At 62.1% G+C, this 22,165-nt stretch carries 17 protein-coding genes and 1 pseudogene; 9 read left to right on the forward strand and 9 right to left on the reverse strand.

Annotated features, from left to right (window positions below):
- Nucleotides 1-173 precede the first annotated feature (173 nt).
- From PJW05_RS09840 to PJW05_RS09850, 3 genes and pseudogenes are all read right to left on the reverse strand, one after another.
- Complete coding sequence (locus PJW05_RS09840) at nt 174-1,124, reverse strand: GlxA family transcriptional regulator (protein ID WP_271411526.1); 951 nt, start codon at nt 1,122-1,124, stop codon at nt 174-176.
- Nucleotides 1,125-1,409: 285 nt separating this feature from the next.
- Nucleotides 1,410-2,247, reverse strand: a pseudogene (locus tag PJW05_RS09845) (IS5 family transposase).
- A 259-nt stretch (nt 2,248-2,506) separates the two neighbouring features.
- A complete protein-coding gene (locus PJW05_RS09850; RefSeq protein ID WP_271411527.1) occupies nt 2,507-3,016 on the reverse strand; it encodes a BRO-N domain-containing protein in 510 nt (169 codons plus the stop codon).
- A 643-nt stretch (nt 3,017-3,659) separates the two neighbouring features.
- On the opposite strand from PJW05_RS09850, the gene PJW05_RS09855 reads away from it, so the two are divergent.
- A complete protein-coding gene (locus tag PJW05_RS09855; RefSeq protein ID WP_271411528.1) occupies nt 3,660-4,079 on the forward strand; it encodes a GNAT family N-acetyltransferase in 420 nt (139 codons plus the stop codon).
- 192 nt (nt 4,080-4,271) lie between these two features.
- On the opposite strand, the gene PJW05_RS09860 is transcribed toward PJW05_RS09855, so the two are convergent.
- The 4 genes from PJW05_RS09860 to PJW05_RS09875 form a co-directional block, all read right to left on the reverse strand.
- Nucleotides 4,272-4,805, reverse strand: a complete 534-nt coding sequence (locus tag PJW05_RS09860; protein WP_271411529.1) for an REP-associated tyrosine transposase — start codon at nt 4,803-4,805, stop codon at nt 4,272-4,274.
- A 98-nt stretch (nt 4,806-4,903) separates the two neighbouring features.
- The gene (locus PJW05_RS09865; RefSeq protein WP_271411530.1) at nt 4,904-5,698 is read right to left on the reverse strand and encodes a hypothetical protein; all 795 of its coding nucleotides are present in this window, start codon (nt 5,696-5,698) and stop codon (nt 4,904-4,906) included.
- A gap of 34 nt (nt 5,699-5,732) precedes the next feature.
- On the reverse strand, nt 5,733-6,980 hold the full coding sequence (locus PJW05_RS09870) for a ribonucleotide-diphosphate reductase subunit beta (protein WP_271411531.1): 1,248 nt from the start codon (nt 6,978-6,980) through the stop codon (nt 5,733-5,735).
- A 347-nt stretch (nt 6,981-7,327) separates the two neighbouring features.
- A complete protein-coding gene (locus PJW05_RS09875; RefSeq protein ID WP_271411532.1) occupies nt 7,328-10,219 on the reverse strand; it encodes a ribonucleoside-diphosphate reductase subunit alpha in 2,892 nt (963 codons plus the stop codon).
- 712 nt (nt 10,220-10,931) lie between these two features.
- On the opposite strand from PJW05_RS09875, the gene PJW05_RS09880 reads away from it, so the two are divergent.
- Nucleotides 10,932-11,654, forward strand: coding sequence for a response regulator (locus PJW05_RS09880; RefSeq protein WP_271411533.1), 723 nt, complete (start codon nt 10,932-10,934; stop codon nt 11,652-11,654).
- A gap of 39 nt (nt 11,655-11,693) precedes the next feature.
- Complete coding sequence (locus tag PJW05_RS09885) at nt 11,694-13,310, forward strand: ATP-binding protein (RefSeq protein ID WP_271411534.1); 1,617 nt, start codon at nt 11,694-11,696, stop codon at nt 13,308-13,310.
- A gap of 121 nt (nt 13,311-13,431) precedes the next feature.
- Here the strand turns inward: PJW05_RS09885 and PJW05_RS09890 are convergent, their stop codons facing one another.
- Nucleotides 13,432-14,157, reverse strand: a complete 726-nt coding sequence (locus tag PJW05_RS09890; protein ID WP_271411535.1) for a 4'-phosphopantetheinyl transferase family protein — start codon at nt 14,155-14,157, stop codon at nt 13,432-13,434.
- A 372-nt stretch (nt 14,158-14,529) separates the two neighbouring features.
- On the opposite strand from PJW05_RS09890, the gene PJW05_RS09895 reads away from it, so the two are divergent.
- The 3 genes from PJW05_RS09895 (at nt 14,530) to PJW05_RS09905 (ending at nt 17,251) form a co-directional block, all read left to right on the forward strand.
- Nucleotides 14,530-15,135: an outer membrane beta-barrel protein gene (locus PJW05_RS09895; protein ID WP_271411536.1), complete on the forward strand. Its 606-nt coding sequence runs from the start codon at nt 14,530-14,532 to the stop codon at nt 15,133-15,135.
- Between the two features lie 62 nt (nt 15,136-15,197).
- Nucleotides 15,198-15,875, forward strand: coding sequence for a response regulator (locus PJW05_RS09900; RefSeq protein WP_271411537.1), 678 nt, complete (start codon nt 15,198-15,200; stop codon nt 15,873-15,875).
- A complete protein-coding gene (locus PJW05_RS09905; RefSeq protein ID WP_271411538.1) occupies nt 15,872-17,251 on the forward strand; it encodes an ATP-binding protein in 1,380 nt (459 codons plus the stop codon). The genes PJW05_RS09900 and PJW05_RS09905 overlap by 4 nt, the downstream gene beginning before the upstream one ends.
- 134 nt (nt 17,252-17,385) lie before the next feature.
- On the opposite strand, the gene PJW05_RS09910 is transcribed toward PJW05_RS09905, so the two are convergent.
- Complete coding sequence (locus PJW05_RS09910) at nt 17,386-18,390, reverse strand: AraC family transcriptional regulator (protein WP_271411539.1); 1,005 nt, start codon at nt 18,388-18,390, stop codon at nt 17,386-17,388.
- A 323-nt stretch (nt 18,391-18,713) separates the two neighbouring features.
- On the opposite strand from PJW05_RS09910, the gene PJW05_RS09915 reads away from it, so the two are divergent.
- The 3 genes from PJW05_RS09915 to PJW05_RS09925 all read left to right on the forward strand — a co-directional run bounded on the left by PJW05_RS09915 (nt 18,714) and on the right by PJW05_RS09925 (nt 22,087).
- On the forward strand, nt 18,714-20,009 hold the full coding sequence (locus PJW05_RS09915) for a dicarboxylate/amino acid:cation symporter (protein WP_271411540.1): 1,296 nt from the start codon (nt 18,714-18,716) through the stop codon (nt 20,007-20,009).
- Nucleotides 20,010-20,271: 262 nt separating this feature from the next.
- Nucleotides 20,272-20,796, forward strand: coding sequence for a fimbrial protein (locus PJW05_RS09920; protein ID WP_271411541.1), 525 nt, complete (start codon nt 20,272-20,274; stop codon nt 20,794-20,796).
- Between the two features lie 151 nt (nt 20,797-20,947).
- On the forward strand, nt 20,948-22,087 hold the full coding sequence (locus PJW05_RS09925; protein ID WP_271411542.1) for an acyl-CoA dehydrogenase family protein: 1,140 nt from the start codon (nt 20,948-20,950) through the stop codon (nt 22,085-22,087).
- Nucleotides 22,088-22,165 lie beyond the last annotated feature (78 nt).

The raw sequence follows: 22,165 nt of genomic DNA on the forward strand, positions 1-22,165 counted from the left end.
AAACACCCGGCCAGGTTAACCGCAGCCAACTACACGCAACGCTATCTCCCACCCGAGATCGATCGCCCCTCCAATTCAAAGCTTTCCCATAGGATGTCAGTCACTCACGATCGGACAACGCCGAATAGGGGCCGTAGACGGCCAATCAAAGGCCCTATACGGACATCACATGCCTAGCTGAATTGGTGCCGGTATTGCGTGGGCGTAAGTCCGAGCTTGTCGCTAAACAGTGCACGCATCTGCCGCGCGCTACCGAAGCCGCTGTGATAGGCCACTGTCTTCAGCGGCATTTCACTGGTTTCCAGCAGGTTACGGGCGCGGTCGATGCGCGCGCGCTGAACGAACTCCATGGGGGTCATGTTCACATCGCGGCTGAATACTCTGGAGAAGTGGCGCGGACTCATGGCTGCGAGGCAAGCCAAGCGCTCGACGCTAAGGTCCTCGGTCACATTGTCCAGCACGTACTGCTGAACCTTGGTGATGGGAGAGTCATCCTTGGCCAATGCGCTGACCAGAGGACTGAACTGCATCTGCCCGCCCTGGCGCTTCATCACCACCAGCAGCACTTTGGCGACCGCGAGCGCAATCTCCCTTCCGTGATCCTCCGCTACTATGGACAGCGCCAGATCTATCCCGGTCGTGACTCCACCGGAGGTGATGAGGTTGCCGTCCCTGACGAAGACCTGATCCGTTTCGATCTTTGCCTTGGGGAAGCGCTCGGATAGCAGTTCGATGTACTTCCAGTGAGTGGTGACGTGACGACCGTCCAGTAACTCAGCCTGTCCCAGGATGAAGGCGCCCGTGCAGACAGATGCCAGACATCTGGTCTGGGGTGCCACGGCACGCAGCCAGTGCTGCAGTCGTGGGAACTCCTGGTTGTATGCGCCAGGCCCGCCAGGCACCAGCAACACGTCATAGGCGTCGGGCGCGTTATCGATGAGCGTGTCGGCGGTAAGCGCTATCCCATTGGAGGCGCGTACACGCAACTCATCCGAGCAGATTGTGATGATCTCGTACCAGTTCGCCGGATCCAGGTAGCGATTGGCAATCGAAAAGACCTCTACCGGCCCGGCCACATCGAGTAGCAACAGGTCCTGGAACAACACGACAGCGACAGATTTCATAGGGATTCAACCTGCGTGGGTAGCTTTTTTCAGATCGCTCGCTTGGTTGGAAAGCGTCGAGTCGAAAGCTGCGGTTTTGGAAGGTCGATCTGTATTTTTAACCAGCGCGCCAGGGGTAGCCAGGCTGATTGGCAACCTGGAGGACGTCACACTGACGGCCAGACGCGCGGCAATAGTTGGTATCTGGCCGACCAGGCAAGCTCTCAGCGCCTGTCGCTAGATCCGATGCTCGCAAGATGAGAGGCATGTGCATGTCCTGGAAGGCCAACAATGGCTCCAGCTTGCCTAGGCTCTGTACGAAAAGTACTGCCGTAGGCATCGCAGCGTGCAAGCCAGCGTGACCATCGCGCCAAAACTTCTGGCGAGCTTGTCGTAGCGGGTAGCGATTCTCCGGTTCTCTTTCAGCCAGCCAAACATCCGCTCAATGATGTTCCGTTGCCGGTATTTCGGACGATCAAACAGTCGGCGTAGCCCTGGCTTGGGTTGCTGCGGAATCACCGGCTGCATGCGGTAGTGGTCGCAGTACTGGCGCAGATACTCGGCATCGTAACCTTTGTCTGCCAGCAACCAACGACAGCGCTTACGAGGCCGTCCCGACTTTCCGGGGATTCGCACCTGATCCAAGAGCGGCTGAGCATGGGCAATGTCGCTGGCTTGCCCCGGTGACAGCATGAAGCGAAGAGGTATCCCATTGGCATCGCAGATCAGGTGGATCTTGGTGGTCAGGCCGCCTCGGCTACGTCCCAATGCATGATCTACCGGTTCTTCTGGCCCCCCTTTTTCCCGGCGCCAGAAGAGGCTCGGGTTGCGCGCACCGCAGTGGAGTCGATCATCCACGTATCCAGGTCAATCAGGCCTTCCTGATTCAGCCGGACGTGCAATCGCTCAAGTACTCGATCAAACGTGCCGTCGTCTCGCCCGTCGCGGAACCGTTGATACACCGTCGACCACGGGCCGAAACGTTCCGGCAGGTCGCGCCAGGCGGCTCCGGAGCAGAGGGTCCAGAAGATGCCGTTGAGCACCAGCCGATCATCACTTCGCGGTCGGCCCATCTTCTGTTCCGGGAAACCAGATCCTTAATCAACTCCCAGCCCGCATCCGGGAGTTCGTAGCGCCTTGCCATGTGGGCTTCCAGCCAATCATGGCGACGATTCTACCTGCACCGGCTTTTCGTACAGAACCTAGGTATCGAAATGGAGCAGGGCGCCACTTCACCGCCATGATCACGGTGTGCGGTAGATCGATCTAGCGTGGCGAGCCGCACATGGGCCCCTTGCATGCACGGCGCCGTAGGTTGGGTTGAGGTACGAAACCCAACGTTTGCGGAGCCCCGGCCAGGCTCCGGTGTTGGGCCTCGTTCCTCGGCCCAACCTACGGGGGAGTCAGCCGATCACATGCGGCGGCACCGGCAACAACTGCGGGCAATCGCGTAGTTGCACCCAGGTCGTGCCTCGCCATTGCAGGACTTCCAGTTCCCGGTCCCGCCATTGCAGCAGGGCGCGGTAGGGCAGTTGCGTGCCGATGCGTGCCTGATGGCGCAGGCGCGGCACCACCTGCTGGGTGATCCATTCGCGGATGGAGCGGTTCTCTGGGTGGTAATAGAGGATCAGCACGGCATAGACGCCGGATTCGCTGATGAGCATTTCTTCCTGATACTCGCCATGGCCGTTGCGCATCCAGGCGTGTTGCAACTGGTCGTCATCCAGGTTGCGCTGCACCCGTTCCGGCATCAGCGGATGGTGAATCAAGCGGGCCAGGTCGCTGGCGGCGAACCAGGGCTCATCGTCCAGCACCACGGCGCGCAGTTGGCGCTTATGGCGGACGAACAGGCTGGGCATCAGGACTTCGGGGTCCTGTTCACAGGTGGGGTGAAGCGGGGGAAGTTCGGGCATATCCATTACCTCTGTGTGAGCAGCTTTCTTGGAGCTGTTGGCGTCGGGAGTTAAGAAACCCACACAGAGGCCGGGCGTATTCCCCTTTCGGGTCTTGTATTAGCCCACTCCCGACAGAGCAGAGGTTTTGTGCGGGCGCGAGTATGCCGCAGGCACAAAAAAGCCGCTGAGCTTTCGGGAGCGGTTGGTCCGCTGTGTGAGTAAGCGTTTCTTAGGCGCCGGGGACAGAGGCTATGGGCAGAGCGGGGGAGGGGCAATGCAGTTGCGCTGTGGGATTTTGCCGATTGAAGAACGCGAAATTTGACCCCGCGTAGGGTGGATGACGCTCTTCTCATCCACCAGACAGAGCCGATCCCTGACTCGCTGGCGCAAGCTTCTGCCATCGTCCTCCTGCTGTGCGTTCATGCGGGGCGGCCGTCTCTTTTGCCCATTGCGCCAGGAGCGAGAGTCTTCGGAGCTTCGCATGGATGCCGTTTTCTCCTCCCGAATTGGAAATATCCTACTGAACGAAGGTGTAGAGAATGACAATTGTTCTCGCGTAGCGTGGACGCTCCATTGCGGCATCTTCGGTCGCTGTTACTACCGATGCGGCTATTCATATATATGAATAATGGGAATGCGGGATAAGAAAGGGAGTGTTGAGATGAGTAGAGTTGTTGTTGAGTCGGGATGTGGTGATTGGCTGGATGATAAATTATGCAGTGATATAGCGAGGGTTTATTGTTCCGTGGGGTGGGGAGATCATTATGAAGTTTCGTTTGTCAGGGAGTTGTACCGCAATTCTGGATTCTTCGTGTTGGCCCAACATGAAGGCGCGTGTATTGGGGTGCTGCGTGCTCTAACGGATAGCTGCCTCACGACTTGGATTGCAGAAGTGGTGGTTGATCCAGCGTTTCAAAGGATGGGGGTCGGGGCAGCAATGATGAAGGAATTGAAGAAAGTATATAGGCACACAGCTATTTACTCCGAGCCACTGAAGGAGGCGGCAGGGTTCTTCGATAAAATGGGGATTTCACCTAAGGAAAGATTAGTGGCTTGTTCGCGCAAGGCCGAGGATCTGTAAGGCAAAAGCCGTTAAATGAGTGATGCGAAACTGCGAACAAGTAGTCCACGGAACAGGACGTTCCTGAATTGGTAGATGCTCGTCGATCTACGATATCCAGACCTCGCGTAGGGTGGATGATGCTTTTTTCATCCACCAACCGCCGCCATTCCCGGCACCTTGTATGGACAGCCTTAACGGAGCCGCCACCACTCACTCGCCCCAACTGCCGGCAGCGTTCTCCGACACGCTACCCGCCCAATCTACCGGGTAAATCCCGTCCCGCACGGCGCGGTGAAAGCTCGAATACGGCCAGTCCCGCACGTTCCGCACGTGGCCGTGTTTCACCGGATTGAAGTGGATGTAATCGAAATGCCGCTGGTAATCGAGATCGTCGCGGATCAGGTGTTCCCAATAACGGCGTTGCCAGATGCCGCGTTCGCCACGCTTTTGTTGGGTGGCGGTGCGTAGTTCCGCATTCGCCAACCGTTTGGAGAAGGCGAATTTGATGGCCTTCCAGCGATCCGCATAGGCCCTGTCGCCCGGAGGTAGCGTCCAGAGGCAGTGCATATGCTCGGGCAGTACCACCCAGGCATCGATATGGAAGGGATGGCGTTGTTTGACCGTGCGGACCACGGTGCGCAGCAGTTCGATTTCGCGGGTCAGCAAATCATCGCGGCGGTCACGCAGGTTGACGGTAAAGAAGTAGGTGCCGCCCGGCATCCGTGCACGGCGGTAGTTGGACATGGGGCTTCCTTGAGTCTGTAGGGTGAGTGCGTTGGAAAGCGGTGGATGAAGAGAGCGTCATCCACCCTACGTGAGTCTGAGATCTAAGTGTTTTCAGGTTACCTTGCTTTTGTGAAAGCCTCGATTTGATAGTTTAGGAGTGGTGTGATTTTGACCTTGTTGTCGAGATATAGCGCTAGGTGGCTGCTTGAGGCTGAAATTATGTACCCGCGCGATACTTCTTTTTTACCGTCGAGCAGTCTAATGCAAGCGGCCTTGGTTGTTGAGTTGCACTCTGTCTTGTAGATCTCTATATCTCTATTTATTCCTATTTTAGCTCCTTCTACTCCGATGAAAGCTGGGACTAAGAGGAAAAAATTTGCTGCAAGCGGAATTAGTAATATAAAGGCGCTGGTTAATGTGGAGATTAGGATTAGTGACAGGCCGTTTTTTAGGTGTTTTCTATTTTTTATCCAGCCCGCTGGTTTGCTATTTGTTATTATTCTGGGGAGTCTGTTTAGAATTATTATTTCTAGAAGAATTACTAGCGTTAGGCCTGATATGTATAGCCAGATCTTGTAGTTAAGAATTATCTCTAGCCAGGATGTTCCTATGTTGATTATGGCAATGTATGCCAATGTGAAAAGCTCGGTGGTTGACTTGGGGAACAGCTCTGGCGCTATGTTGAAGTGGCTTAAATATGTTTCGTGATATATGAGTCCAATAAGGTAAAGGGATGCATATCCCATAACCCCGAGGAGCGGTGTTAGTACCAGCCAGCTCGCTCTGGCAATTGTTCTATCTGTTGAGGTTTCGTCTGTCATGGTTTTTTTGAATATCACTGAAAATAAAAACCCCGCACTAGGCGGGGCTTTTGTCTTTCTATCGCCACCCCGAATTTCCATTTCAGGCAAAGCGTTTACGTTTTCCTAATGTCTTGACCCGGACTCAATCCCAGCTCAGCGCGCCGCCGGTCTGGTACTCGATGACGCGAGTTTCGAAGAAGTTCTTCTCTTTCTTCAGGTCCATGATTTCGGACATCCACGGGAACGGGTTGGTAGCGCCCGGGTATTCCTCTTTCAGGCCGATCTGGGTCAGGCGGCGGTTGGCGATGAACTTGAGGTAGTCCTCCATCATGGCCGCGTTCATGCCCAGTACGCCGCGCGGCATGGTGTCGCGAGCGTATTCGATCTCCAGCTGGGTGCCCTGGAGGATCATCTGGGTGGCTTCGTCCTTCATCTGGGCATCCCACAGGTGCGGGTTCTCGATCTTGATCTGGTTGATCACGTCGATGCCGAAGTTCAGGTGCATGGACTCGTCACGCAGGATGTACTGGAACTGCTCGGCGGTGCCGGTCATCTTGTTGCGGCGGCCCATGGAGAGGATCTGGGTGAAGCCGCAGTAGAAGAAGATGCCTTCCAGTACGCAGTAGTAGGCGATCAGGTTGCGCAGGAACTGGCGGTCGGTCTCCGGGGTGCCGGTCTTGAACTCGGGGTCGGAGATCGAGCGGGTGTACTTGAGGCCCCAGGACGCCTTTTTCGCGACGCTCGGGATCTCGTGGTACATGTTGAAGATCTCGCCTTCATCCATGCCCAGGGACTCGATGCAGTACTGGTAGGCGTGGGTGTGGATCGCCTCTTCGAAGGCCTGGCGCAGGATGTACTGGCGGCATTCGGGGTTGGTGATCAGGCGGTACACGGCCAGTACCAGGTTGTTGGCAACCAGGGAGTCGGCGGTGGAGAAGAAGCCGAGGTTGCGCATCACGATGCGGCGCTCGTCTTCGCTGAGGCCGTCCTTGCTCTTCCACAGAGCGATGTCGGCGTTCATGTTCACTTCCTGCGGCATCCAGTGGTTGGCGCAACCATCCAGATACTTCTGCCAGGCCCAGTCGTACTTGAAGGGTACGAGCTGGTTGAGGTCGGCGCGGGCGTTGATCATCTGCTTGTCGCCAACCTGCACGCGCGCGGCGGAGCCTTCGAGGTCATCCAGGCCTTCCTGGATGTCGAGGTCGTCGAGGGCCTTCTTGGCGCGGGCGACGGCGTCGGAGTCGGCGGCGGATACGGCGCGCGCGTCTTCAACGGAGCCGGCGGCTTCGTCGTCGAGTTTGTCGATGGTCTTGGCGGCGGCCTGGGCAACGGCGGGGGCTGCCTTGGCTTCGGTGGGGTCTTCTTTGTCGAATTCGTCCCAGCTGAGCATTGTTCCTCTCCTGGTTTGGCGGGCCGGTCTGTGCCGACCTGGGTGTTTGGGTGCGTGGGTGGTTGCACGCTGAAGCAGTGGTTCATGGCCGGGCGGTGGATTGCCCTGGCCTGCGCACACCCGGTACGTGGGGGTGACTGTTCGGATATCGGTGCTGCCTGAGGTTTCCCTCACCCCGGACCCTCTCCGGAGGGAGAGGGGAGGGTTCTTGCTCTCGGTCGAGCGCGAAGCTGGGCGAGTGGCCGCTAGGCGCTGGGTTGCTCTGGCCCCGGAGCGTACTGCTGTACGTGAGGAGCCAGAGCAGCCCGGCAACAACGCGGACGCCGCTCAGATTCGTGCGTCACCTGTCATTGGCAGGCTTCGCAGTCCGGGTTGTCGATGCTGCACGCGCTCGGTACCGGTGCCGGAGCCGGCGCTGCAGCCGGAGCGGCCTGCAGGGTTTCGCTGCCGCCCGCGGACACGGCGTTCAGCTTGCCGGTGTTGATGGTCGACTTCTCGGTGCTGGTGGCGGCCAGGGCGCGGAGGTAGTAGGTGGTTTTCAGGCCACGGTACCAAGCCATGCGGTAGGTCACGTCCAGCTTCTTGCCCGAGGCGCCGGCGATGTAGAGGTTCAGGGACTGGGCCTGATCGATCCACTTCTGACGGCGGCTGGCGGCGTCGACGATCCACTTGGTTTCGACTTCGAAGGCGGTGGCGTACAGGTCTTTCAGGTCTTGCGGGATGCGCTCGATCTGCTGCACGGAGCCGTCGTAGTACTTCAGGTCGTTGACCATGACCGGGTCCCACAGGCCACGGGCTTTGAGGTCGTGAACCAGGTAGGGGTTGATCACGGTGAATTCGCCGGAGAGGTTCGACTTCACGTAGAGGTTCTGGTAGGTCGGCTCGATGGACTGCGATACGCCGGTGATGTTGGCGATGGTCGCGGTCGGCGCGATGGCCATGATGTTCGAGTTACGAATACCTTTCTTGACGCGTTCGCGAACCGGAGCCCAGTCCAGGGACTCGGTCAGGTCGACGTCGATGTACTTCTGGCCACGGGCTTCGATGAGGATCTGCTGGGAGTCCAGCGGCAGGATGCCTTTGGACCACAGGGAACCGTCGAAGGTCTCGTAGGCGCCACGTTCGTCGGCCAGGTCGCAGGAAGCCTGGATGGCGAAGTAGCTCACCGCTTCCATGGACTTGTCGGCGAACTCGATGGCGGCGTCGGAGCCGTAGGCAATGTGCTGCAGGTACAGGGCGTCCTGGAAGCCCATGATGCCGAGGCCGACCGGACGGTGCTTGAGGTTCGAGTTGCGCGCCTGCGGGACCGAGTAGTAGTTGATGTCGATAACGTTATCGAGCATGCGAACGGCGGTCTTGACGGTCTTCTCGAGCTTGGCGGTGTCCAGCTTGCCATCGACGATGTGGTTGACCAGGTTGACCGAGCCCAGGTTGCAGACCGCGATCTCGTCCTTGTTGGTGTTCAGGGTGATCTCGGTGCACAGGTTGGAACTGTGGACCACGCCCACGTGCTGCTGCGGGCTGCGCAGGTTGCACGGGTCCTTGAAGGTCAGCCACGGGTGGCCGGTCTCGAAGAGCATCGAGAGCATCTTGCGCCACAGGTCTTTGGCCTGGATGGTCTTGAACAGCTTGATCTTGCCGTACTGGGTCAGGGCTTCGTAGTACTCGTAGCGCTCTTCGAAGGCCTTGCCGGTCAGGTCGTGCAGGTCCGGTACTTCGGACGGCGAGAACAGGGTCCACTGGCCATCGTCGAATACGCGCTTCATGAACAGGTCCGGAATCCAGTTCGCGGTGTTCATGTCGTGGGTACGGCGGCGGTCGTCACCGGTGTTCTTGCGCAGCTCGATGAACTCTTCGATGTCCATGTGCCAGGTTTCGAGGTACGCGCAGACGGCGCCCTTGCGCTTGCCACCCTGGTTCACGGCGACGGCGGTATCGTTCACTACCTTGAGGAACGGAACCACGCCCTGGGACTTGCCGTTGGTGCCCTTGATGTAGGAGCCCAGCGCACGTACCGGGGTCCAGTCGTTGCCCAGGCCGCCGGCGAATTTGGACAGCATGGCGTTGTCGTGGATGGCGCTGTAGATGCCCGACAGGTCGTCCGGAACGGTGGTCAGGTAGCAGCTGGAGAGCTGCGGACGCAGGGTGCCGGCGTTGAACAGGGTCGGGGTCGACGACATGTAGTCGAAGGAGGACAGCAGGTTGTAGAACTCGATGGCGCGTTCTTCTTTCTGCTTCTCTTCGATGGCCAGGCCCATGGCCACGCGCATGAAGAAGACCTGCGGCAGTTCGAAGCGGATGCCGTCCTTGTGGATGAAGTAGCGGTCGTAAAGGGTCTGCAGGCCGAGGTAGGTGAACTGCTGGTCGCGCTCGTGGTTGATGGCCTTGCCCAGTTTTTCCAGGTCGAAGGTCTTCAGCTGCGGGTCGAGCAGTTCGAACTCGACGCCTTTTTCCACGTAGGCCGGCAGGGCCTTGGCGTAGAGGTCGGCCATTTCGTGATGGGTGGCGCTTTCGGCAACGCCGAGGAAGCCCAGGGCTTCGGCGCGCAGGGTGTCCATCAGCAGGCGGGCGGTGACGTAGGAGTAGTTCGGCTCGCGCTCCACCAGGGTCCGGGCGGTCATCACCAGGGCGGTGTTGACGTCCTTCTCGGCCACGCCGTCGTAGAGGTTCTTCAGGGTTTCGCGCTCGATCAGCGCGCCGTCGACTTCGGCCAGGGCTTCGCAGGCTTCGCTGATGATGGTGTTCAGGCGGCCCATGTCCAGCGGCACCAGGTTGCCGTCGGCACGGGTGATGCGGATGCTCGGGTGCGGCTGGGCGACGTCGCTGCCGGCGCTGCGCTTGGAGCGCTCCTGAGCGCGGGATTCGCGGTAGATCACGTAGTCGCGGGCGACTTTCTGCTCGCCGGCGCGCATCAGGGCCAGTTCGACCTGGTCCTGGATCTCTTCGATGTGGATGGTGCCGCCGGAGGGCATGCGGCGCTTGAAGGTGGCGGTGACCTGCTCGGTCAGGCGCGCGACGGTTTCGTGGATACGCGAAGAAGCAGCGGCAGTACCGCCTTCCACGGCGAGGAACGCTTTGGTGATGGCAACGGTGATCTTGTCGTCGGTGTAGGCGACTACGGTGCCGTTGCGTTTGATCACGCGCAGCTGGCCGGGCGCGGTGGCTGCCAGATCCTGGTTGGAATCGGCGGCCTGCGGCGCTGCGGCCTGCGGGTTCTCGCGAGTGGTGTCGGTCTGCATGGGGTTCTCCATGTTCTGATTTATGTAAGGGCGCCCGAGTTGCCTTCATTGCCTTTTCACAACGCGATGCGCACGGCGGGGCGCCGGGCGCATGACGGAGTGCTACGAGGCAGAAGGGCAGGACTCAGGTGCCTTCCTGGCCCTACAAGTCAATCGCCACGGTGTTAAAACACCGTGACAAACACAATACCTAGTGGTGGGCGTTGTTCGCGCCGCACCCGCTTCCGGCCCCCGGTCAGCTTCTCTGTGTCCTGGGTCGGCACCCTGCGCGGATGGCGCGGGGTGGGTGAAATACCGCAAATGACGCACCGGTGGTCAGGCTCTGAAAAAGCCGTTTGCGCTTGGTTCTAGTTGTGTCCGGTGGTAGGCCATCACCCCAATATGTAGGGGCTGGGCTTGATGGGGGTACAAGATAATGCGCTGTTGGGGGTATTGCAAGGTGAGCCACAACATCTAGCCTGTGGATAAGTTGTGGGTGATTTGTGGGTGACTGTGGGGTAACGGAGGCGAAGGCCCGACGGCTCTAGGCTCTGCCGTTCGTCGCCGCCAAATGGCAGGTTTTCAAGGGCCTGCGACCCTGTCGACGGCGTCGCAAGCTAACACAATATCTTGTGTTTCTGTGACCGTTTGGCATGCGCTGTGCTATCGGGCCGGCATTGCTACAATGCCGACCCTTTTCCGATGGTCCTGACGCTGTCTGCGGGAGTGTGTGGTGGAGCAAGAAGCCTGGCGAATCCTCATAGTCGAAGACGATCAGCGTCTGGCCGATCTGACGCGCGAGTACCTGGAGGGCAATGGCCTGCGGGTGGCCATCGAGGCCGACGGCGGCCAGGCGGTGGCGCGCATCCTCAAGGAGCGTCCGGACCTGGTGGTGCTGGACCTGATGCTGCCGGGCGAGGATGGCCTGTCCATCTGCCGCAAGCTGCGTGGCGAGTACGAGGGGCCGATCCTGATGCTCACCGCGCGCACCGACGACATGGACCAGGTCCTGGGCCTGGAGCTGGGCGCCGACGACTATGTGTGCAAGCCGGTGCGCCCGCGCGTGCTGCTGGCGCGCATCCGCGCGCTGTTGCGGCGCAGCGAGGCGGTGGCCGAGGCGCCGGTGGCGGAGAACCAGCGCCGCCTGGAGTTCGGTCCGCTGGTGATCGACAACGCCATGCGCGAAGCCTGGCTCAATGAACGCAGCATCGAGCTGACCAGCGCGGAGTTCGACCTGCTCTGGCTGCTGGCGGTGAACGCCGGGCGCATCCTTTCCCGTGAGGAAATCTTCAACGCCCTGCGCGGTATCGAATACGACGGCCAGGACCGTTCCATCGACGTGCGCATTTCGCGCATCCGTCCGAAGATCGGCGATGACCCCATGCACCCGCGCCTGATCAAGACGGTGCGCAGCAAGGGCTATCTATTTGTACGAGAGGCCGCCGAAGGCCTCTGACCCAGCGGCCGGCGGTCCGCAGTCGGCGGGCGACAGTCCATGAACTCGATCTTCCTGCGCATCTATGGCGGCATGCTGGTGACCCTGGTACTGGTGGCCCTGCTGGGCATTTTCACCATCCATCAGGTCAACCAGGTACGCGCCGACCAGTACCGCGAAAGCCTGGCCCGAGGCACGTTCCGCCTGATGGCCGATAACCTGCAACCGATGAACGAAGTGGAGCGCCGCCGCGCGGTGGTGCTCTGGGGGCGCCTGCTGGGCATTCCCCTGGAGCTGCAGCCCATGGAGGGTTCGAAGCTTGACAGCAGCGCCCGCAGCCGCCTGGTGCGCGGCCAGGTGCTGGTGGAGCAGACCGGGCCCCACGCGGCGCGGGTGTTCAGCCTGGTCAGCGTGGGCGAGCGGCTGATGCTGACGGGCGACGTGGAGCAGATCAGCGAGCAACTGGCGCGGGCCACTGTCTACCTGTTGATGGACGAGCTGGTGCGCTTCCCGGTGAACGAACAGCCCCAGCGCCTGGCTTCCCTCAAGGAGAACAAGCAGTTCGGCTTCGACATGCGCCTGATCCCGCTGAAGGATGCCGACCTCGACGACGACCAGCGCCGGCGCGTGGATGAGGGGGACACGGTGATGGCCCTGGGCAAGGATGGCGACTCCATCCGCGTCTTTGCCGGCATGGTGGACACACCCTGGGTGCTGGAGATGGGCCCGCTGCACCAGATGAACCCCTATCCACCGCAGATGCTGGTACTGATCGGTTTCCTCGGCCTGACCCTGATCGGCCTTACCGTGTATTTCCTGGTGCGCCAGCTGGAGCATCGCCTCATGGGGCTGGAAAGCGCCGCCACCGATATCGCCCAGGGGCGGCTGGACGTGCGGGTGCCGGCCAGGGGCGCCGACTCGGTGGGGCGCCTCGCGGCGGCCTTCAACGGCATGGCCGAGCAGTTGCAGCGCCTGCTGTCGCTGCAGCGCGAGCTGATCCGCGCGGTATCCCACGAGTTGCGTACCCCGGTGGCGCGCTTGCGTTTCGGCCTGGAGATGATCGCCGACGCCGAGAGCGAGGGCGCCCGGCGCAAGTACATGGAGGGCATGGACGGCGACATCCAGGAATTGGACAAGCTGGTGGACGAGATGCTGACCTACGCGCGCCTGGAGCAGGGTTCGCCGGCCCTGCATTTCCAGCGCGTGGACCTGGATGCGCTGTTCGACCAGGTGATCGCCGAGCTCTCGCCGCTGCGCGCCAGCGTGCGCATCGAACGCGGCCTGTGCCTGAACGTCGGCAGCGACGGCGCCTGGGTGGAAGCCGAGCCACGCTACCTGCACCGTGCGCTGCAGAATCTGGTGAGCAATGCCATGCGTCACGCCGAGTCGCGGGTGCAGCTGAACTACCAGATCGGCCACAAGCGCTGCCGCATCGATGTCGAGGACGATGGCCCCGGCGTGCCGGAAAGTCAGTGGGAGAAGATCTTCAAACCCTTCATGCGCCTCGACGACAGCCGCACCCGTGCCTCCGGTGGTCATGGCCTGGGGCTGTCCATCGTGCGGCGAATCATCTATTGGCACGCCGGCCGTGCGCAGATCGGCCGCAGCGAAACCCTCGGCGGGGCGCGGTTCAGCCTGGTCTGGCCACGGCGACAGAGCGAAGCGGAGACGTTGTAGAGGCTGGCAACTGGTGTGGGATGGTCTTGTGGGGGCGAATTTATTCGCAATGCAGTCCGAAGGGCTGCCCTGTGGGATGCAATGGGACAGCTGCGCTGTCCTTTCGCGAATGAATTCGCTCCTACAGGCCTGTGGCCGGAATCGCCACCAGGCTCAGCAGCCTGTCGTGGAAGCGGCAGTGCCAGCCATCCAGTTCAGCGCCCGCGGGCCATTCCTCCGACAGATCGATCAGCAGCCGCAGGCGTGCGCGTGCGTCGTCGCAGGCCAGGAGTTCGGCGTCGTGGAAGTAGAAGCGCTTGCCCACCAGCGGATAGAGCGCCTTGAACAGGCTTTCCTTGCTGGAGAAGGTCAGGGTGATGCGTTCGGCCTGCTGCGCCGGCGTCAGGCCATCCAGGCGGCGCAGCTCGGCGGGCGTGAGGATTTCCTCCGCCAGGCGCAGGGCGCGGTCCGCGCCCATGGGCTCCTCCAGATCCAGGCCCAGGCCGCACCAGGCGCTGGCGGCGGCGACCAGGGCGGTGGCCAGGCCGTGGCTGTGGCTGATGGAGCCGGTGATGCCGTGGGGCCAGACCGGCGCCCGGTCCTCGCCCAGGGCCGGCACGTCGGGGCAGCCGGTGAGGTCGAGGAGGGCGGCGCGGGCGCAGAGGCGGCCGGCGAGGAATTCCGTCTGCCGTTTGGCCACCGAGCGCTGGATGTTGGCCGGCGCGGGAATGGCGCTGCGGCGGAAGTCGTCGGCGGCGAGCCGGGCCGGTTCGAAGCGGCAGGAACGCATGACCACGCCGGCCAGGGTTTCGGTGAAGGGCCAGGTGGTGTCGAAGGGGCCGCAGCAGGCGGGGTGGTGGGCGGTCATGGCGGCCATTCTGCCCGGCGTCGCCGGAATCGGCCAGTCAAACGGCCGTTTACATATGTTTGCAAATGGCAAACAAAGCGAAACGGAAGCCGGTCCCCTCCTTTTGCGAGACTAATCCTGCGTTTCTTCTGGAACGCAGGTGAGGTTGTAGTCTGGAATCCTGGCGATGCCGGTTCCGGACATTTTCTCTGAATTGAGTGCGGGAGCCCGGATGGGCTCCCGTTTTTTTTGCGCGTGCCGTTCAGGGGTAAAACGGCGTAGGACGGCGTCAGACGTTTCGTTCAGCTTCGGTTCAAGGAGGGTTCAGCAGCGGTTCAGTGGCCGACGGGCAATCTGGCCCCGTGTTCAGCCAACCACCGAGAGGCACATCTCATGAACCGTACCCTGAGCCGTATCGTCCTCGCGTCCTCCCTGGCCCTTGCCGCTGCCGGCGCCCAGGCCGCGGACAACTTCGTCGGCCTGACCTGGGGCCAGACCAACAACAACATCCAGAAATCCGATTCGCTGAATGCGGGCCTGGATAATCCCAAGCTGGATAAAGTCATCCACAAGACCGGCACCTGGGGCGTGCGCGCCGGCCAGCAGGATGACATGGGTCGCTACTACGCGACCTACGAAAACTTCTCCGACAGCGACAGCGGCTACAAGCTGCGCCAGCAGAACCTGCTCGGCAGCTACGATCTGTTCCTGCCGGTGGGTGACTACAACACCAAGCTGTTCGGCGGCGCCACCCTGGGCCTGGTCAAGCTGGAGCAGGAAAGCCGTGGCCTGAGCCGCGACAGCAACATCAACTACGCGGCCGGCCTGCAGGCCGGTATTCTGCAGGACCTGAGCAAGAACGCGTCGATCGAGGCGGGCTACCGCTACCTGCGCACCAATGTCAGCACCGACATGGCGGAGCACGGCGGCCCACGCCTGGGCTCCCTGGACCTGCACAGCAGCGGCCAGGCCTACCTGGGTGCCAACTACAGGTTCTGATCCGTTCTCAGCATCAGGCCGGGCAATTGCCCGGCCGTCTCATTTGACAGGGAGGACCGCGCATGAAGCTGCTGGTCGTGGAAGACGAGGCGTTGCTGCGTCACCATCTCTTCACCCGCCTGGGCGAACAGGGGCATGTGGTGGACGCCGTGCCGGACGCCGAGGAAGCGCTCTACCGCGCCGCGGAATACAACCATGACCTGGCAGTGATCGACCTGGGCCTGCCGGGTATCAGCGGGCTGGACCTGATTCGCCAGTTGCGCAGCCAGGGCAAGAGCTTTCCCATCCTGATTCTCACCGCGCGCGGCAACTGGCAGGACAAGGTGGAGGGCCTGGCCGCCGGTGCCGACGACTACGTGGTCAAGCCGTTCCAGTTCGAGGAGCTGGAGGCGCGGCTCAATGCCTTGCTGCGTCGTTCCTCGGGCTTCGTCCAGTCGACCATCGAGGCGGGGCCGCTGCTGCTCGACCTGAATCGCAAGCAGGCCCGCCTGGAGGGCGAGACGCTGCCGTTGACCGCCTACGAATACCGCATTCTCGAATACCTCATGCGCCACCATCAGCAGGTGGTCGCCAAGGAGCGGCTGATGGAACAGCTGTACCCCGATGACGAGGAGCGCGATCCCAATGTCATCGAAGTGCTGGTCGGGCGCCTGCGCCGCAAGCTGGAGGGCGGCAGCGGCTTCAAGCCGATCGACACGGTGCGCGGCCAGGGCTATCTGTTCACCGAGCGCTGCCGATGACCCGCCGTTGGCAGCGGTTCTACCGGCGCCTCGGCGCGTCCCTGCGGGTACGCCTGATGCTGAGTGCCGCCTTCATGGCGGTGCTGTTCATGCTGGCGCTGCTGCCGGCGTTGCGCGGGGCTTTCGTCATTGCCCTGGAGCAGTCCATCCAGCAACGCCTGGCGGCTGACGCCAGTGCCTTGATCGCGGCGGCGCGGGTGGAGAATGGCCGCCTGACGATGCCCGACAAGCTGCCCAACGAAGAATTCGACAACCTCGATGCCAAGCAGCTGGGCTACATCTACGACAGCCAGGGGCGGCTGGTCTGGCAGTCCCGTTCCTCGCGGGACGAACGCCTGGACTACCGGCCGAGGTACGACGGCCAGACCCATGAGTTCCTGCAGATCGACGATGGTGGGGGGCGCACGTTCTTCGTCTATGACGTGGAGGTGGACCTGCTGCGCGGGCAGAAGGCGGCCTACAGCATCGTCACCATGCAGCCGTTCAGCGACTACCAGGGTATGTACGACGGTTTCCTCCACCAACTGTACATCTGGCTGGGAGGCGCCTTGCTGGTCCTGCTGGGACTGCTCTGGTTCGGCCTCACCTGGGGCTTTCGCAGCCTGCGCGGGCTGAGTGCCGAGCTGGACGACGTGGAGACCGGAAACCGCGACAGCTTGAGCGATGAGCATCCGCGCGAGCTGCTGCGCCTGACCAACTCCCTTAACCGCCTGCTGGACAGCGAGCGCCGCCAGCGCGAGCGTTACCGCCATTCCCTGGATGACCTGGCGCACAGCCTGAAGACGCCACTGTCGGTGCTGCAGGGCGTCAGCGAAACCCTCGCCGCGAGGTCGTCCGATCGCGAGCAGGCGCGGGTGCTGCAGGGCCAGATCGAACGCATGAGCCAGCAGATCGGCTACCAGTTGCAGCGCGCCAGCCTGCGCAAGAGCGGCCTGGTGCGCCATCGCGTGCAACTGGCGCCGCTCCTGGACACCCTCTGCGATGCCCTGGACAAGGTCTACCGGGACAAGCGCGTGCATGTGGTACGGCATTTCGACAAGGGACTTTGGGTGCCGATGGAGCAGGGCGCCCTGCTGGAGCTGCTTGGCAATCTGCTGGAGAACGCCTTCCGCCTGTGCCTGGGCGAAATCCATGTCAGCGCCCGGGTGCGCGATGGCTATTGCGAACTCAAGGTCGAGGATGACGGCCCGGGCGTGCCGGTGGACCAGCGCGAGCGCATCCTCAAGCGCGGCGAGCGCCTGGATGCCCAGCATCCGGGGCAGGGCATCGGCACCGCGGTGGTCAAGGACATCATCGAGAGTTACGAGGGCGAGCTGTATCTCGACGAATCGGCCCTGGGTGGCGCGGAGTTCCGAATCCGCTTTCCAGTGCTCTGAGCGCTGCCGGCCGGTTTTCTTGTGGGGGCGAGTTCATTCGCGATGGGTAGCAACGCTGCCCCGTCGGTGCCGAGCCGGCGAGGCCTTGCGATGCGGAGTAATGCGTCTTGTCGGGCTTCGTTCCTCGGCCCAACCTACGGCAGGACTTCCTGCGCCCGGTAGGCCCCCGGTGTCAGCCCCGTCCACTTCTTGAATGCCCGGTGGAAGGCCGAGGGCTCGGAGAAGCCGAGCTGTTCGGCGATGTCCTGGATCGAAAGCTCGTCGCGCCCCAGGTGGTAGATGGCCAGGTCGCGGCGCAGGTGATCCTTCAACTCCTGGAAGCTCGAGCCTTCTTCCCGCAGGTGCCGGCGCAGGGTCTGCGGGCTGATGTGCAACTGCTGGGCGACCGCTTCCAGGTCGGGCCAGGTGCGGCAGTCGCGCCCCAGCAGACGGCGTATCTGGCTGATCAGGCTGTCGCCGCCATCGGGGCGGGCCAGGAGGTCGGCCGGGGAGTGTTCGAGGAAGTGCTTGAGGGTGCGCTCGTCCTGCAGCAGCGGCATGGCCAGGTAGCGGGCATGGAAGCGCAGGCTGATGCGCGGCGCGGCGAAATGCCGAGTGGTGGGGAAGAGCAGCTCGTATTCGCTGGCATGGGCCGGTTCGGCGTAGCTGAACGTGGCTTCTTCCAGGCGGATGCGCTGGCCGATCAGCCAACTGGCCAGGCGATGCCAGATCACCAGCAGGCTTTCCACCAGGAAATGGTCCGGGTCGCGCAGCGTGGCGTCATCCACCGTCAGTACGGCGCTGTCGCCATCCCGCTCCAGCTGGATGCGCGGGCCGTCGGGAAACAATCCATAGAAGAGGGTGCCCCGGATCAGGGCCTTTTCCAGGGTCCGGCAGTGGATGATGGCGTGGCACATCATCGCGAAGGTCCCGCGCTTGCTGCGCTGCTGGCCGAAGCCCATGTACTCGTCGTCGAGGGTTTCCCAGAGCACTTGCATCAGCCGTGCGAACTGCTCGGGGGCGACGCGTGCGCGGGGTTCTTCGAGAAGCGCCGGCTGGATGCCGGCGCTGCGCAGCAGTGGCACGCACGCCATGCCAAGTCCCTCGGCACCGCGCAGCGCGGCCCGGACGAAATGACTGGCGATGGTGCGTTCGCGCATGGGCGGGTTCCGGAGTCGGGAAGGCGAATGGTAGGGCGGTGATCGAAGCGTCCACAAGGGTTGGCGTGGCGGAAATCCCCCTCGGGCCTTGGCGGGAATCCGCCCTGAGGCCTGGCCATGCTTCACGTGTTTTGTTTTTAAGTTGTTGAAATATAAGTATTTTTATAAATTCAGAGACTTGGCACAGCGACTGCTATAGGGACAGTGCCGTCCATTCGACTGGACCGCACAACAACAAAAGTCTCCCAGACAGGGAGACGGGTCGATCACAGTGACGCCAGGCCGTATGGATCGGGTCGGGATCACTTGAAAGGAACACTGCCATGTCCCGCCAGCCTTTCTACAAGAGCCTGTACGTCCAGGTCATCGTCGCCATTGCCATCGGCATCCTGCTGGGCCACTTCTTTCCGGAAACCGGTGTCGCCCTCAAACCCCTGGGTGACGGTTTCGTCAAACTGATCAAGATGGCCATCGCGCCCATCATCTTCTGCACCGTGGTCAGCGGCATCGCCGGCATGCAGGACATGAAGTCGGTGGGCAAGACCGGCGGCTATGCGCTGCTGTACTTCGAAATCGTTTCCACCGTCGCGCTGATCATCGGCCTGGTGGTAGTCAACATCGTCCAGCCGGGCGTCGGCATGCACGTCGACCCCTCCACCCTGGACACCAAGGGTATCGCCGCCTTCGCCGCCGCCGGCGAACAGCAGAGCACCATCGCCTTCCTGCTCAATGTGATCCCCGGCACCATCGTCGGCGCCTTCGCCTCCGGTGACATCCTGCAGGTGCTGTTCTTCTCGGTGATCTTCGCCTTCGCCCTGCAGCGCATGGGTGATTACGGCAAGCCGGTGCTGGAGTTCATCGACCGCATCGCCCACGTGATGTTCGGCATCATCAACATGATCATGAAGGTCGCCCCCATCGGTGCCTTCGGTGCCATGGCCTTCACCATCGGCCAGTACGGCGTGGGCTCGCTGGTGCAGCTCGGCCAACTGATGCTGTGCTTCTACATCACCTGCGTGTTCTTCATCCTGGTGGTCCTGGGCGGTATCGCCCGTGCCCACGGCTTCAGCATCCTGCGTTTCATCCGCTACATCCGCGAGGAGCTGCTGATCGTGCTCGGCACCTCGTCGTCCGAGTCGGCCCTGCCGCGCATGCTGAACAAGATGGAGAAGCTGGGTGCCAACAAGTCCGTGGTCGGCTTGGTGATTCCCACCGGCTACTCCTTCAACCTGGACGGCACCTCCATCTACCTGACCATGGCGGCGGTGTTCATCGCCCAGGCGACCGACACCCCCATGGACATCACCCACCAGCTGACCCTGCTGGCGGTGCTGCTGATCGCCTCCAAGGGCGCCGCCGGCGTCACCGGTTCCGGTTTCATCGTGCTGGCCGCCACCCTGTCTGCCGTTGGCCACCTGCCGGTCGCCGGCCTGGCGCTGATCCTCGGCATCGACCGCTTCATGTCCGAAGCCCGTGCCCTGACCAACCTGATCGGCAACGGCGTGGCCACCATCGTCGTCGCCAAGTGGTGCAAGCAACTGGACGAGAACACCCTGCAGAACGAGCTGGCGTCCGGCGGCAAGTCCGAAGCCGCCGCTGCGCCGCAGACCGCCGTCTGATCGACCCACCGTTACAGCGTTCTCCTCCCGTCAGGAGACCTCTCCAGCCCGGCCCCCGCAGCCGGGCTTTTTTTCATCCCGGGAATGTGCCGGGACGGATCGGGCGGGCTCGTTGCGGGGTTTCGTAATCGTCCTATTCCGGAGGGTGCCGCCGGTTTGGAGAATCCTGGCGAGCGAGCGGCCCTGGCCGTTCGCCAGGCGTGTCGCCGCGCGACCGTCCCTTCACGTCCAATCCAACGTTCTGATTGAAGTAGACCCCACCATGAAGAAAGCACTGCTAGCCCTGGCCCTGATATCCGCGACCCACCAAGCCTATGCGGCGGATATCCGATTCCAGGGTGAGATCGTCGACGAAACCTGTTCGCTGGAAGTGAACGGCGTCGAAAGCCCAACCATCCTGCTGCCTTCCGTTTCCAGGAAAGAACTCGCGTCGCAGGGCCAGACCGCCGGTGAAGAGTATTTCACCCTGGTGCTCAAGGGCTGTAATGGCGCCACCGCGAGCCAGGGCCTGGTCGCCGCGTTCCTGCCCAATGGTGACGTCAACGCCCAGGGGCGCCTGCTGAACGGCGCCGCTGGCGGCAGTGAAAAGGTCAGCCTGGAACTGCGGGATGACACCACCCCGATCAACCTGGCTTCCAGCGACACCAACAAGGTCACCCTGGTGGAAGAGGGCGGCTCCACCTCCGGCGTCAGCAAGGTGCTGAACGTGCGCTACTACGCCGAGGCGTCGGGTCTGGAAGCCACTGCTGTGGAAGGTTCCGTGCAATACCTCATCCACTATCAGTGAGCCTTGCCCGAAATCCGCTGCCAACGAGGCGCGAATGCGCCTCACCGGTCGCCTGACCGATTGCGTCAACCCGGCTGAGCGCTTGCGTCATTGAGGGGCGCCGGCGCTGGCGCCTAACCTGCGGCACCACGTCGCCCCAGGGAGGCACGCCATGCAGCGCATTCATTTCGAGACCGAACACAACCTTTTCCGCGATGCTTTCCGCGCCTTCCTCGAAAAGGAAGTGGTGCCTCATCAGGAGGCGTGGGAAGACGCCGGCGTGGTGGATCGCGGCGTGTGGAAGAAGGCGGGGGAAATGGGCTTCCTGCTGCCCTGGGCGGACGAGGAATACGGCGGCGCCGGGCTCAAGGATTTCCGCTACGAGCAGATCATGGCCGAGGAACTGGCCTACATAAACGAGCCGGGCTTCATGATCCCGCTGCACTCGGCACTCTGCGGCCCCTACATCGCCGAGTACGGCAACGCCGAACAGAAGGCGCGCTTCCTGCCGGGGATCATCCGTGGCGAAACCATCCTCGCCGTGGCCATGACCGAGCCCGCCGCCGGCTCCGACCTGGCCGGCATGCGCACCACCGCGGTCGACAAGGGCGACCATTACCTGCTCAACGGTTCCAAGGTGTTCATCTCCAATGGCCTGCTGGCCGATGTGGTGATCGTCGCCGCCAAGACCGACCCGGCGAACAAGCACGCCATGGGCCTGTTCCTGGTGGAGCGTGGCATGGCGGGTTTCGAACGCGGCCGCAACCTGAAGAAGCTGGGCATGAAGAGCCAGGACACCGCCGAACTGTTCTTCAACAACGTCAAGGTGCCCAGGGAAAACCTGCTGGGCGACGCCAAGGGCGGCTTCTTCTACCTGATGAACATGCTCGCCCAGGAGCGCCTGACCAACGCCTGCGGCGCGGTCGCCGGCGCCGAGGCGGCGCTGCTCGCCACCATCGACTATGTGAAGGAACGCAAGGCCTTCGACCGCCCCGTGGCGACCTTCCAGAACACCCGTTTCAAACTCGCCGAGATGCGCACCCAGATCGACGTCGCCCAGGTCTTCACCGACCGCTGCGTGATGGATCACAACCAGAAGAAACTCACCCCGGAAGTGGCCGCCGAGGCCAAGCTGTTCACCACCGAGCTGCTGTGCAAGGTGGTGGACGAAGGCGTGCAGCTGCACGGCGGCTGGGGCTATATGTGGGAGTACCCCATCTGCAGGATGTACGCGAACGCGCGCATCCAGCGCATCTTCGCCGGCACCTCGGAGATCATGAAAGAAATCATCAGCCGCGGCATGAAGCTCTGAGGCCATTGCCATCCGGCTGGATCGACGAAGCGCGCGCCAGCCTGGCGCAACCTAGACGCAGGGCAATCATCGGAGGAG

It is taken from the genome of Pseudomonas sp. Q1-7 (assembly GCF_028010285.1).
In the GTDB taxonomy this organism is placed as follows: Bacteria; Pseudomonadota; Gammaproteobacteria; order Pseudomonadales; family Pseudomonadaceae; genus Metapseudomonas.

Excerpts from the sequence above, each read along its gene's own strand:
- PJW05_RS09925 (WP_271411542.1), top strand. The coding sequence starts at position 20,948 with ATGCAGCGCATTCATTTCGAGACCGAACACAACCTTTTCCGCGATGCT.
- PJW05_RS09890 (WP_271411535.1), bottom strand. The coding sequence starts at position 14,157 with ATGACCGCCCACCACCCCGCCTGCTGCGGCCCCTTCGACACCACCTGG.
- PJW05_RS09905 (WP_271411538.1), top strand. The coding sequence starts at position 15,872 with ATGACCCGCCGTTGGCAGCGGTTCTACCGGCGCCTCGGCGCGTCCCTG.
- PJW05_RS09915 (WP_271411540.1), top strand. The coding sequence starts at position 18,714 with ATGTCCCGCCAGCCTTTCTACAAGAGCCTGTACGTCCAGGTCATCGTC.
- PJW05_RS09870 (WP_271411531.1), bottom strand. The coding sequence starts at position 6,980 with ATGCTCAGCTGGGACGAATTCGACAAAGAAGACCCCACCGAAGCCAAG.
- PJW05_RS09910 (WP_271411539.1), bottom strand. The coding sequence starts at position 18,390 with ATGCGCGAACGCACCATCGCCAGTCATTTCGTCCGGGCCGCGCTGCGC.
- PJW05_RS09875 (WP_271411532.1), bottom strand. The coding sequence starts at position 10,219 with ATGCAGACCGACACCACTCGCGAGAACCCGCAGGCCGCAGCGCCGCAG.
- PJW05_RS09885 (WP_271411534.1), top strand. The coding sequence starts at position 11,694 with ATGAACTCGATCTTCCTGCGCATCTATGGCGGCATGCTGGTGACCCTG.
- PJW05_RS09855 (WP_271411528.1), top strand. The coding sequence starts at position 3,660 with ATGAGTAGAGTTGTTGTTGAGTCGGGATGTGGTGATTGGCTGGATGAT.
- PJW05_RS09860 (WP_271411529.1), bottom strand. The coding sequence starts at position 4,805 with ATGTCCAACTACCGCCGTGCACGGATGCCGGGCGGCACCTACTTCTTT.
- PJW05_RS09920 (WP_271411541.1), top strand. The coding sequence starts at position 20,272 with ATGAAGAAAGCACTGCTAGCCCTGGCCCTGATATCCGCGACCCACCAA.
- PJW05_RS09895 (WP_271411536.1), top strand. The coding sequence starts at position 14,530 with ATGAACCGTACCCTGAGCCGTATCGTCCTCGCGTCCTCCCTGGCCCTT.
- PJW05_RS09850 (WP_271411527.1), bottom strand. The coding sequence starts at position 3,016 with ATGCCCGAACTTCCCCCGCTTCACCCCACCTGTGAACAGGACCCCGAA.
- PJW05_RS09840 (WP_271411526.1), bottom strand. The coding sequence starts at position 1,124 with ATGAAATCTGTCGCTGTCGTGTTGTTCCAGGACCTGTTGCTACTCGAT.
- PJW05_RS09900 (WP_271411537.1), top strand. The coding sequence starts at position 15,198 with ATGAAGCTGCTGGTCGTGGAAGACGAGGCGTTGCTGCGTCACCATCTC.